This window comes from Pantoea sp. ACRSB (assembly GCF_022346905.1).
Lineage (GTDB): Bacteria > Pseudomonadota > Gammaproteobacteria > Enterobacterales > Enterobacteriaceae > Pantoea > Pantoea piersonii.
In genome coordinates, this window is sequence record NZ_JAKRNL010000006.1 from 135,682 (window position 1) to 147,367 (window position 11,686).

Consider the following 11,686-nt stretch of genomic DNA (forward strand, 5'->3'; position numbering starts at 1 on the left):
CATGGCAGGCGTAACCCTTCAGGCGGTAACCAAGTCTTACGACGGCAAGAATCAAATCATTCAGCCGCTTAACGTCACCGTCAACGACGGCGAATTTATGGTGATGGTCGGCCCTTCCGGCTGCGGCAAATCGACGCTGCTGCGCATGGTGGCGGGGCTGGAGCGCGTCACCTCCGGCGATATCTATATCGACGACAAGCGCGTCACCCAGCTGGAGCCGAAAGATCGCGGCATCGCCATGGTGTTCCAGAACTACGCGCTCTATCCGCATATGACGGTAGAAGAGAACATGGCCTACGGGCTGAAGATTCGCGGGATGAGCAAAGAGCATATCCGCCTGCGCGTGCTGGAGGCGGCGCGCAGCCTGGAGCTGGATCAGCTGCTGAGCCGCCGTCCGCGCGAGCTTTCCGGCGGACAGCGCCAGCGCGTGGCGATGGGACGCGCTATCGTGCGCGAGCCGTCGGTGTTTCTGTTCGACGAGCCGCTCTCCAACCTGGACGCGCGCCTGCGCGTGCAGATGCGGCTTGAGCTTCAGCAGCTGCATCGCCGCCTGCAAACCACCAGCCTCTATGTGACGCACGATCAGGTCGAGGCGATGACGCTGGCGCAGCGCGTGATGGTACTGAACAAAGGTTTTGTCGAGCAGATCGGCACGCCGGTAGACATTTATGAGCGTCCCGCCAGCCAGTTCGTCGCCTCGTTTATCGGCGCGCCGGCGATGAATCTGCTGGTTGGCCAGATTGGCAGCGACGGTACGCGTTTCAATATTGATAACTCGCACTCCCTGCCGCTCGGCGACAGCAAAGCGAAGTGGGCTAATCGCGCCGTCACGCTCGGCATTCGTCCGGAGCATGTGCGGGTCAGCCCGCACGAGCGCGATGGCATTCCGCTGCGCGTAGAGACGCTGGAGCTGCTCGGCGCGGATAATCTGGCACACGGGCGTATCGGCGAGACGCCGCTGGTGGTGCGTCTGCCGCACAGCGAGCGGCCGCAGGCGGGCAGCACGCTGTGGCTGCATCTGCCAGCGGATGCGTTACACTATTTCGATTCAACTACCGGAAAGCGTCTGGAATGAACACACACAGCTGGCCCTATCCTCATATCGTCGCCCATCGCGGCGGCGGAAAACTGGCCCCGGAAAATACCCTGGCGGCGATCGACGTTGGCGCGGAGCTGGGTCATACCATGATCGAGTTCGACGCTAAGCTGTCGCAGGATAAGCAGATTTTCCTGCTGCACGACGATACGCTCGATCGCACCAGCAACGGCTGGGGCGTAGCGGGCGATCTGCCGTGGGAAAAACTGGCGCAGCTCGACGCGGGCGGCTGGTTCGGCAAGGCGTTCGACGGCGAACCGCTGGCGCTGCTTCCCGACGTCGCGGCGCGCTGTCAACAGCATGGCCTGATGGCGAATATTGAAATCAAACCCACTACCGGCAGCGAAGCGGAAACCGGCCGCGCCATCGCCCATGCGGCGAAGCGTTTATGGCAGGGAATGACCGCGCCGCTGCTGTCGTCGTTCTCTTATGAGGCGCTGGAGGCGGCAATGCAGGCGGAACCTGACTTGCCGCGTGGCCTGCTGCTGGATGAGTGGGATGAGGAGTGGCAAACAAAAACCGCGGCGCTCGCCTGCGTCTCGATTCACCTTAACCATAAGCTGCTCGACGCAGAGCGCGTCTCGGCGCTGAAGGCCGCCGGTCTGCATATTCTGGTCTACACGGTGAACGATCCCGAGCGGGCGCGTACGCTGCTGAAATGGGGCGTTGACGCCATCTGCACCGATCGCATCGACATCATCGGCCCCGACTTCCGTTAATTACGGTTCTGCTGCTGTCCCGGCTGCGCATTAATTACGCGCTGCTGGGCGCTGCTCCGCTGCTCCTGTAGTTTCCGCTGTATCTGCTGCGTCTGCTGCTGCTGATCCTGCTGCAGTTTGCCCTGCTGTTGCTGCTGCTGGATTTGCATCTGCGTCTGCATACGCTGCTGGCTCGGGTTGTAGCCCGGCTGATTAGGTTGGTTGGTATTGTTCAGCATATTAGCCATACCGCTAAGCGGCAGCAGCGCGGCAAAAACGATTAACCATTTTTTCATGTAACTTCCTCCGTCAGGCGGCCTTAACGGCATCTGATCTGCCATGGCCGCAGCTATAAGTTTAGCAACCTCACAAACTTCTCTCCCAGGAACGCACCGAATTTGACTTAGATGTTATTTTTTAGTTGTTCTTGTAAAGACTTGCCTGCGTGATAACAAATGTAAATAACTGAAAAGGGTAGAGGGATGATGATGATGCGAGGAAATATACGCCAGCTTGGCTGGGCTGTGATGATGAGTTTAACGGTAGTCAGCGTCGCCGATGCCGCGCCTGCCAGCGCGCCGCCCGTCTCCTATGGCGTCGAGGATGATACCTTTCATCCGGTCAGAGCGCAGCACGGTATGGTCGCCTCGGTCGATGCGCTGGCAACGCAGGTGGGCGTGGATATCCTGCGGCAGGGCGGCAATGCGGTGGACGCCGCCGTCGCCGTTGGCTTCGCGCTGGCGGTCACCCATCCGCAGGCAGGCAATCTCGGCGGCGGCGGCTTTATGCTGCTGCGCACCGCTTCCGGCCGCGCTACCTCTATTGATTTCCGTGAAATGGCGCCGGCCCGCGCCTCACGCGATATGTTCCTCGACAAGCAGGGCAACGCCGACAGCAAGCTGTCGCTGACGTCGCACCTCGCTTCCGGCACGCCGGGCAGCGTGGCGGGCTTTGCGCTGGCGGCGCAAAAATATGGCACGCTGCCGCTCAGCACGCTGCTGGCTCCGGCGATTAAGCTGGCGCGCGACGGCTATATCGTCAACGACGCGCTGGCGGACGATCTGAAAACCTACGGCAAAGAGGTGCTGCTCGCTCATCCCAACAGTAAAGCGATCTTCTTCAAACCTGACGGCACCCCGTGGCAGACAGGCGATCGTCTGGTGCAAAAAAACCTCGCCCACAGTCTGCAGCTGATTGCGCAGCAGGGGCCGGACGCCTTTTATAAGGGCGAAATCGCTGACGAGATCGCCGGTGAGATGGCGCAGCATGGCGGATTGATCGGCAAAGCGGATCTGGCGGCCTACCGCGCCGTCGAGCGTAAGCCCGTCAGCGGTACCTACCGTGGCTATGAGGTCTTCTCAATGCCGCCTCCCTCATCGGGCGGGATCCATATCGTGCAGATCCTTAATATCCTGGAAAACTTCGATCTGGCGAAAATGGGCTTTGGCAGCGCCGACGCGATGCAGGTTATCGCCGAAGCAGAGAAGTACGCCTATGCTGACCGCTCGGAGTACCTCGGCGATCCCGATTTTGTAAAAGTGCCCTGGCAGGCGCTGACCAGCAAAGCCTACGCGAAGTCGATCGCGCAGCAGATTGACGTGGCGAAAGCGCGTCCGTCGAGCGAGATCAAGCCCGGCAAGCTGGAACCTTATGAGAGCAACCAGACCACGCACTTCTCGGTGGTAGACAAGCAGGGCACAGCGGTAGCGGTAACTTACACCCTTAACACCAATTTCGGCAGCGGCATCGTGGCGGGCAACAGCGGCATTCTGCTGAATAATGAGATGGATGACTTCTCCGCGAAGCCGGGTACGCCGAACGTTTACGGCTTAGTCGGCGGCGAAGCGAACGCGGTGCAGCCCGCCAAGCGCCCGCTCTCTTCTATGTCGCCGACCATTGTGGCGAAAGGGGGCAAAACCTGGCTGGTCACCGGCAGTCCTGGGGGCAGCCGCATTATTACCACGGTGCTGCAAATGGTGGTAAACAGCGTCGATTTCGGGATGAACGTCGCGGAAGCGACCAGTGCGCCGCGCTTCCATCATCAGTGGCTGCCGGATCAGTTGCGCGTCGAGAAAGGGTTTAGCCCCGATACGCTGCGTTTGCTGGAGAGCAAGGGCCAGCATGTGAAGGTGCTGCCCGCGATGGGCAGTACGCAGAGCATTATGATTGGGCCGGACGGTACGCTGTACGGCGCATCGGACCCGCGTACCCCAGGGGACCTGAGCGCCGGATATTAAGCCAGAGAAACAGACGGGGCCAGCGGTCTGGCCCCGTTTTCTATTTCAGCCGCGCCATATAGTGCGTATCGATCATTTCGCCCTGCCGCATAGCATATCCCTTCGCTGTCCCCTCGATTTCAAAACCGAAATGGCGATACAAAGCGATGGCGGCAGGGTTGTCGGCAAACACCGTCAGCTCCATGCGCGTGACCTGTAGCCAGTTATCACAGAGATCCACCGCCGCGCCGAGCAGCGCTTTGCCGACGCCGCGGTTGCGATAATCCTGATCGACCCCCATGCCCAGGGTGGCGCAGTGGCGGCGACGCGCGGTGGCAATGACCTCCAGCGTCAGCTGTCCGACAACTTTTCCTTCAATGCAGGCCACCAGCGAATGTCCCGTCGGAGAAAGATTGTTTAGCCGCTCCTGCCACTTTTGCAGCGAAGGTAGCGGGAGATGTAGCGTATTCGCCATGGTGTCCGGCTGACTGTAGATATGCAGCAGGGCGGCGGCATCATCAGGCGCTACGTGTCGAACAATAATCTCGCTCATTTTCTTTCTCCTTGTGTGGGCGGAAAAACCCTTCAAACATCAAGGAAATCTTATTAATAATCAACAGAAAAGATCATAAAAGGCTTTACAGACGCGAATGATAATGATTATTATTGCGATGCGTTCTCGGGGAGTCGCCAGACAAACCGGAAAGCACGACATTGCTCACATTGCTTCCAGTATTTTTTAGCCAGCCGGGTGCTGGCTTTTTTTTATCCCGCTTTCCCCGTTAGCTCATTCAGCAGCGCTCACCATCCTCTCTATACTTGTTCACTATTTTTGAACAGAGGCGTGAACTTTTTCAGCTATCAATAGGTTCGGCTCAGGTTCAGACTGTTTTAAAACATTGAGGAGAACTGAACATGATCTACTTACGCAAAGCAGAAGAACGCGGTCACGCTAACCACGGCTGGCTTGATAGCTGGCACACTTTCTCTTTCGCCAGCTATCACGATGCGAATTTTATGGGCTTCTCGGCGCTGCGCGTCATTAACGAAGACGTGGTTGCTGCCGGGCAGGGCTTCGGCACTCACCCGCATAAAGATATGGAGATCCTGACCTACGTGCTTTCCGGCACCGTAGAGCATCAGGACAGCATGGGGAATAAAGAGCAGATCCCGGCAGGGGAGTTTCAGATCATGAGCGCGGGCACCGGCGTGCGTCACTCTGAGTACAACGCCAGCAGCAGTGACCCGCTGCATCTTTATCAGATCTGGATTATTCCTGAGCGTACCGGCATTGAGCCGCGTTACGATCAGCGCCGTTTCCCCGACGTAAAAGGCCGCCAGTTTGTGCTGACGCCCGACGCGCGCGAAGGCTCGCTGAAGGTCTATCAGGATATGACACTGTCGCGCTGGGTATTCAGCGCGGGCGAAAAAGATGCCGTCGAGATTGAAACGGGACGCCGCGTCTGGATTCAGGTCGTCAAAGGCGATATCCGCGTTAACGGCGAAACCGCCGGGGTTAGTGACGCTTTTGCTATCTGGGATGAAGCCAGCCTGACGATTGAGGCTAGCAGCGACGCGGAAGTACTGCTGTTTGATCTGCCGCCGGTCTAAGCGGTGACGGGGCGCGCACTGTCGCGCCCTGCTTACAAATCTGCGCCCGAATAGTGATAGACTCGTCGTAATTGTGACCCTGGGCGCTTACGATGAAGAAAAAAAGACCGGTATTACAGGACGTTGCCGATCGTGTCGGCGTAACGAAAATGACCGTCAGCCGCTACCTGCGCAATCCGGAGCAGGTTTCCGCACCGCTGCGCGACAAGATCGCCGTCGCGCTTGATGAGCTGGGCTACATACCCAACCGCGCGCCGGATATGCTCTCTAACGCCACCAGCCGCGCCATTGGCGTACTGCTGCCTTCGTTGACCAATCAGGTTTTCTCCGACGTTCTGCGCGGCATCGAAACGGTGACGGATGAAGCGGGCTACCAGACGCTGGTTGCCCATTTCGGCTACAGTCCGCAAAAAGAGGAGCTGCAGCTGCGTTCGCTGCTGGGCTGGAACATCGACGGCGTGATCCTGACCGAGCGCACCCATACGCCTGCTACGCTGCGCATGCTGGAAGTGGCGGGCATCCCGGTGATTGAGATGATGGACAGCGTATCGCCCTGCCTGGATATGGCAGTGGGATTCAATAACGTCGAAGCGGCGCGCCAGATGACCCACGCCATACTGAGCAAAGGACATCGCCATACGGTCTACCTGGGGGCGCGTCTCGATGAGCGCACCCTGCAGAAACAACAGGGCTATGAGAAAGCGATGCGCGAAGCGGGGCTGGAGCCGCGTAGCGTGATGATGGAAGAGGCCTCCTCTTTCAGCGCGGGCGGCATGCTGCTGCGCGAGGCGCAGCGTCGCTATCCGCAAACCGACAGCCTGTTCTGCACCAACGACGACCTGGCCGTCGGCGCCATGTTCGAATGCCAGCGTCAGGGATTAAAAGTGCCGTCGCAAATGGCGATCGCCGGATTTCACGGCCATGATATTAGTCAGGTGGTGACGCCGAAGCTCGCCACCGTCCTGACGCCGCGCGAACGCATGGGACGTGAAGCGGCCGCCATGCTGCTGGCGCGCATCAGCGGTGATTTTAGCGTCTCCGCGCCGCTGGATATCGGTTTTGCGATTAGCGAAGGCGGCAGCATCTGAATCTGGCGTTTTTATGAGTCAGCTCACACTTTCATGCTTTTCCGGCTAAACAGGGTTGCCAGTCCGTAATGTGCTTAACACAATGGCAACCACTATTGTTATCGGTAACATTGGCGAATTTACCTGCCGGAGCAGAAAAATGACCACTCAATCCTCGTCGCATCACGTCTTTATTTTGATGGGCGTTTCAGGCAGCGGTAAATCCGTTGTCGCTAATCAGGTTTCTCACCAGCTCAATACCGCTTTTCTCGACGGCGACTTTCTCCATCCGCGCACCAATATCTTAAAAATGGCCGAAGGCCATCCGCTGGACGACAACGATCGACAGCCGTGGCTACAGGCGCTCAATGACGCTGCGTTCGCCATGCAGCGTACGCAGGCAATCTCCATCATCGTCTGCTCCGCGCTGAAAAAGCGTTACCGCGACATCCTGCGTCAGGGCAATGACAATCTGCGCTTTATCTACCTCAAGGGCGATTTCGACACTATCGAGTCACGCCTGAAGGCGCGTAAGGGCCACTTCTTTAAACCCCAAATGCTGGTGACGCAGTTCGCCACGCTGGAAGAGCCGGGCGCTGATGAACCGGACGTACTGACGGTGGATATCAATCACTCCGTTGACGAAGTTGTTGCGGCTACGGTTGCGGCTATCGAGAAAGCCATCAACAAGGGTTAGTCATGAGTACCGCAACGCTGGTGTTAACCGCAGCAGGCTCTGTCCTGCTGCTGCTTTTTTTAGTGATGAAAGCGCGTATGCACGCCTTTGTCGCCCTGATGCTGGTTTCGATTGGTGCGGGTCTCTGCTCCGGCATGCCGCTGGACAAGATCGCGGACACCATGCAGAAGGGCATGGGTGGCACGCTGGGCTTTCTGGCTATCGTTGTCGCGCTGGGCGCGATGTTCGGCAAAATCCTGCATGAGACGGGCGCGGTCGATCAAATCGCTATCCGCATGCTGAAAACCTTCGGCGAAAGCCGCGCGCACTATGCGATGGGCATCGCGGGTCTTATCTGCGCGCTGCCGCTCTTTTTTGAAGTGGCGGTGGTGCTGTTGATCAGCATCGCCTTCGCGGTGGCGCGCCGCACCCATGACAACCTGGTGAAGCTGGTGATCCCGCTGTTCGCCGGCGTGGCGGCGTCGGCGGCCTTTCTGCTGCCGGGCCCCGCGCCGATGCTGCTGGCTTCGCAGATGCACGCCGATTTCGGCTGGATGATTTTGCTGGGGCTCTGCGCCGCGATCCCCGGCATGCTGATCGCCGGTCCGCTGTTTGGCTCGCTGATTGCGCGCCGCGTAACCTTTAGCGCGCCGCCGGAAGATCATCAGCCGGACGTGGACGCGGCGAAGCTGCCGTCGTTCGGCTTCAGCCTGGCATTGATCCTGTTCCCGCTCATGCTGGTAGGGCTAAAGACCATCGGCGCGCGCTTCACCGAGCAAGGTTCTACGCTGTATGAATGGCTGGAGTTTATTGGCCATCCTTTTACGGCGATTCTGCTCGCCTGCCTGGTGGCGATTTACGGTCTGGCTTACCGTCAGGGTATGGATAAAGAGAAAGTGAGGCAGGTGTGCGGCAGCGCGCTGCAACCCGCGGGCATTATTTTGCTGGTCATCGGCGCAGGCGGCGTGTTCAAGCAGGTGCTGGTGGATTCCGGCGTCGGCCCGGTGCTGGGCCACGCGCTGACCGGCGCGGGACTGCCCGTTGCGCTGGCCTGCTTTATCCTGTCCGGCGCGGTGCGCGTGATTCAGGGCTCAGCGACGGTTGCCTGCCTCACGACGGTCGGGCTGGTGATGCCGGTTATCGAACCGCTGCACTACAGCGGCGCGCAGCTGGCAGCGCTCTCAATCTGCATTGGCGGCGGCTCCATTATTATCAGCCACGTTAACGACGCGGGTTTCTGGCTGTTCGGCCGCTTTACCGGCGCGACTGAAGGGGAAACGCTGAAGACCTGGACGCTGATGGAGACCATTCTCGGCACCGTCGGCGCGATTGTCGGCATGATTGCCTTTCAACTGCTGTCGTAAACCCGGAGCCGCCGCGCCAGCGTGCGGCGGCTCCTCTGCTACGCCTCGAAAAACTCAACCTTGCCGCCGGAGAGATGGTACATGCCGCCGACGATTTTGATTTTTTTCTGCTCTTCCAGCGCCTTCAGCACCGCGCTGTTTTTACGGATGTTCTCTATAGTCAGCTCAACATTTTTACGCGCTACCGCATCGACGAAATCGTAATTGCTGCCGATACGCTCGCCGCTGTAAAGGGTTTGTGCGATAGCTGGCTTAATTTCATCCAGCAGGCCGGTCAGGTTGCCCAGCTCCGCATTATCAATAGCGCCACGCACCGCGCCACAGCGCGTATGCCCCATTACCAGCACCAGTTTTGCGCCAGCGACGGCGCAGGCGAATTCCATGCTGCCCAGCATGTCGCGATTGCTGATATTGCCCGCGACGCGCGCGTTAAAGGTCTCGCCGATTCCGGCGTCCAGCACAATTTCCGCCGGCGCGCGCGAATCAATACAGCTCAGGATAACGGCCGCCGGATACTGCCCGGCAAGGCTGCTGCGCTTTTGCGCCAGATAGTCGTGCTTCAGCGGGCGATTTTCCCGAAAGCGCAAATTGCCTTGTTTAAAATGTTCAATCACCGCATCCGGTGTCATGGCGTCGCGTTCCGCTTTACTGAGCGAAGCGGCAAAGGAGAGAGTCGGCAAACTCAGCACGCCGACGCCTGTTACGGAGAGAGCAGAAAGGGTCAGCGTTTTTTTCAAAAGCGATCGGCGGCCTGGCTGAGCGGGTTGAGCGGTTTTCATTTATGGGGTCCTGGGGTGAGATTAAGATGTAAACGGCGCAATAGTACGCAGCGAAACCTTAATCAATCCAAAACCACACAATGTTAGAGGTTATGGCCCTGTTGCAGTGCGCAACATCGCTATAGCTTCAGATAGACCCGAATACCGTCGAGGAACATCTGCGTCGCCAGCATAATCAAAATCAACCCCATCAGGCGCTCCAGCGCATTGACGCCTTTATCGCCCAGCAGCCGTAAAAACAGGCCCGACAGCAGCAGAATCGTTACCGTCACGCCCCAGGCGATCAGCAGCGCGCCGACAAGGTGCCCCATCTGATTAGGGTACTGATGCGACAGCAGCATCAGCGTGGCGAGCAGCGAGGGGCCGGCAACCAGCGGGATCGCCAGCGGCACCAGGAACGGCTCCTCGCCGGCGGGCAGGCCGCTGGTGCTGCTTTCGCCCGACGGGAAAATCATACGAATAGCGATAAGAAACAGGATCACGCCGCCAGAAATCGAGACCGTTTCGGTGCGCAGATTAAGAAAGGTCAGAATGCGTTCGCCCGCGAACAGAAACAGCAGCATCAGCACCAGCGCAATCAGCAGCTCGCGGATCAATACCGCACGCCGCCGCTTCGGCTCCAGGTGCTTTAATACCGACATAAAAATCGGCAGGTTGCCCAGCGGATCCATAATAAGCAGCAGTAAAATGGTCGCAGAAATCATTTCAGTCATTTGTTTTACGTTATCCCTTACATCCCGGCGCGAGGTTATTAGCCGCGCTGCTGAAAAAGTTGGCTTAATCGAATTAATTCACTTGCCAGAAAAGCTGCATTTTGTAGAGTTGTTGTTCACAGGTAAATCCATTTATGACGCAGAGCGGAGTGAAAACACCATTCCGTTCTTCCCTTCGGTAAGCAGGTCGGCTGTTATCGCTGACTGAGACGGACAGAAAATGAAGAATGTAGGTTTTGTTGGTTGGCGCGGTATGGTCGGCTCCGTGCTGATGTCGCGCATGAGCGAAGAGCGTGATTTTGACGTTATTAATCCGGTCTTCTTCTCCACTTCGCAGCTGGGACAGTCTGCGCCGACGTTTGGCGGCAAGTCCACAGGTGCGCTGCAGGATGCGTTTGATATTGAGGCGCTCAAGGCGCTGGATATCATTATCACCTGTCAGGGCGGCGATTATACCAGTGAAGTCTATCCAAAGCTGCGTGAAAGCGGCTGGCAGGGCTACTGGATTGACGCGGCTTCAACGCTGCGCATGAAAGATGACGCCATCATTATTCTCGATCCGGTAAACCATCAGGTGATTCGCCAGGGCCTCGACAAAGGCATTAAGACCTTCGTCGGCGGCAACTGCACCGTCAGCCTGATGCTGATGTCGCTGGGCGGTCTGTTTGCCCAGAATCTGGTGGAGTGGGCTTCGGTTGCCACTTACCAGGCCGCTTCCGGCGGTGGCGCGCGCCATATGCGTGAGCTGCTGACGCAGATGGGCATGCTGCATAACCACGTCGCCACCTCGCTGCAGGATCCCGCTTCGGCCATTCTGGATATCGAGCGTAGCGTCACCGAGCTGACCCGCTCCGGCACCTTGCCTACCGATAACTTCGGCGTGCCGCTGGCCGGCAGCCTGATTCCGTGGATCGATAAGCAGCTCGACAACGGCCAGAGCCGCGAAGAGTGGAAAGGCCAGGCGGAAACCAACAAAATCCTCGGCACGCAGCAGACGATTCCAGTCGACGGCCTGTGCGTGCGCGTTGGCGCGCTGCGCTGCCACAGCCAGGCATTTACCCTGAAGCTGAAAAAAGATGTGCCGCTGACGGAGATCGAACAGCTGCTGGCGTCGCATAACGAGTGGGTGAAAGTCGTGCCTAACGACCGCGAGCTGACCATGCGCGAACTGACGCCTGCGGCGGTGACCGGCACGCTGACTACGCCGGTCGGCCGTCTGCGCAAGCTCAATATGGGGCCGGAGTATCTTTCCGCCTTTACCGTCGGCGACCAGCTGCTGTGGGGCGCAGCTGAGCCGCTGCGCCGCATGTTGCGTCTGCTGGTGGATTAAAATAAAAAACTAAGCGAGGCCGGGATTTTCCCGGCCTCTTACCTGATTATTCTGAAATAAGTCAAACCGCTTACCGTCTGTAAGTGATCGGCTTCCCTTTTTTACGTCCCCGCCAATAATTTTTTGCTTTCCGGGC

The 11,686-nt window shown here is 58.4% G+C and carries 13 protein-coding genes; 9 read left to right on the forward strand and 4 right to left on the reverse strand.

Features of this window, described 5'->3' with window-relative positions; all coding sequences use genetic code 11:
• Nucleotide 1 precedes the first annotated feature (1 nt).
• Nucleotides 2–1,075: a sn-glycerol-3-phosphate import ATP-binding protein UgpC gene (locus tag MHZ89_RS17480; protein WP_311784061.1), complete on the forward strand. Its 1,074-nt coding sequence runs from the start codon at nt 2–4 to the stop codon at nt 1,073–1,075.
• Nucleotides 1,072–1,815, forward strand: coding sequence for a glycerophosphodiester phosphodiesterase (gene ugpQ, locus MHZ89_RS17485; protein ID WP_311784062.1), 744 nt, complete (start codon nt 1,072–1,074; stop codon nt 1,813–1,815). The genes MHZ89_RS17480 and ugpQ overlap by 4 nt, the downstream gene beginning before the upstream one ends.
• Here ugpQ and MHZ89_RS17490 read toward each other — a convergent pair.
• Nucleotides 1,812–2,090, reverse strand: a complete 279-nt coding sequence (locus MHZ89_RS17490; RefSeq protein ID WP_120457216.1) for a DUF2756 domain-containing protein — start codon at nt 2,088–2,090, stop codon at nt 1,812–1,814. The genes ugpQ and MHZ89_RS17490 overlap by 4 nt on opposite strands.
• Nucleotides 2,091–2,279: 189 nt before the next feature.
• On the opposite strand from MHZ89_RS17490, the gene ggt reads away from it, so the two are divergent.
• Nucleotides 2,280–4,031, forward strand: coding sequence for a gamma-glutamyltransferase (ggt, locus tag MHZ89_RS17495; RefSeq protein WP_311784140.1), 1,752 nt, complete (start codon nt 2,280–2,282; stop codon nt 4,029–4,031).
• A gap of 40 nt (nt 4,032–4,071) precedes the next feature.
• Here the strand turns inward: ggt and MHZ89_RS17500 are convergent, their stop codons facing one another.
• Nucleotides 4,072–4,563, reverse strand: a complete 492-nt coding sequence (locus MHZ89_RS17500) for a GNAT family N-acetyltransferase (protein ID WP_311784063.1) — start codon at nt 4,561–4,563, stop codon at nt 4,072–4,074.
• Nucleotides 4,564–4,925: 362 nt separating this feature from the next.
• Here MHZ89_RS17500 and MHZ89_RS17505 point away from each other — a divergent pair, with 362 nt between their 5' ends.
• The 4 genes from MHZ89_RS17505 (at nt 4,926) to gntU (ending at nt 8,728) form a co-directional block, all read left to right on the forward strand.
• Nucleotides 4,926–5,621 (forward strand): pirin family protein, encoded by a 696-nt coding sequence (locus MHZ89_RS17505; RefSeq protein WP_311784064.1) that lies wholly within the window; start codon nt 4,926–4,928, stop codon nt 5,619–5,621.
• A 92-nt stretch (nt 5,622–5,713) separates the two neighbouring features.
• A complete protein-coding gene (gene gntR / locus MHZ89_RS17510) occupies nt 5,714–6,709 on the forward strand; it encodes a gluconate operon transcriptional repressor GntR (protein WP_311784065.1) in 996 nt (331 codons plus the stop codon).
• 139 nt (nt 6,710–6,848) lie between these two features.
• Nucleotides 6,849–7,385 (forward strand): gluconokinase, encoded by a 537-nt coding sequence (gntK, locus tag MHZ89_RS17515; protein ID WP_311784066.1) that lies wholly within the window; start codon nt 6,849–6,851, stop codon nt 7,383–7,385.
• 2 nt (nt 7,386–7,387) lie between these two features.
• A complete protein-coding gene (gntU, locus tag MHZ89_RS17520; RefSeq protein WP_311784067.1) occupies nt 7,388–8,728 on the forward strand; it encodes a gluconate transporter in 1,341 nt (446 codons plus the stop codon).
• 38 nt (nt 8,729–8,766) lie between these two features.
• Here the strand turns inward: gntU and MHZ89_RS17525 are convergent, their stop codons facing one another.
• Together MHZ89_RS17525 and MHZ89_RS17530 are read right to left on the reverse strand one after the other, a co-directional pair.
• A complete protein-coding gene (locus tag MHZ89_RS17525; RefSeq protein WP_311784068.1) occupies nt 8,767–9,507 on the reverse strand; it encodes a carbonic anhydrase family protein in 741 nt (246 codons plus the stop codon).
• A 119-nt stretch (nt 9,508–9,626) separates the two neighbouring features.
• A complete protein-coding gene (locus tag MHZ89_RS17530) occupies nt 9,627–10,220 on the reverse strand; it encodes a YhgN family NAAT transporter (RefSeq protein ID WP_033792630.1) in 594 nt (197 codons plus the stop codon).
• Here MHZ89_RS17530 and MHZ89_RS17535 point away from each other — a divergent pair.
• Both MHZ89_RS17535 and asd read left to right on the forward strand, forming a co-directional pair.
• A complete protein-coding gene (locus MHZ89_RS17535) occupies nt 10,195–10,428 on the forward strand; it encodes a hypothetical protein (RefSeq protein WP_311784069.1) in 234 nt (77 codons plus the stop codon). The genes MHZ89_RS17530 and MHZ89_RS17535 overlap by 26 nt on opposite strands.
• Nucleotides 10,429–10,440: 12 nt before the next feature.
• Complete coding sequence (asd, locus tag MHZ89_RS17540) at nt 10,441–11,550, forward strand: aspartate-semialdehyde dehydrogenase (RefSeq protein WP_311784070.1); 1,110 nt, start codon at nt 10,441–10,443, stop codon at nt 11,548–11,550.
• The last annotated feature ends 136 nt before the right edge of the window (nt 11,551–11,686 follow it).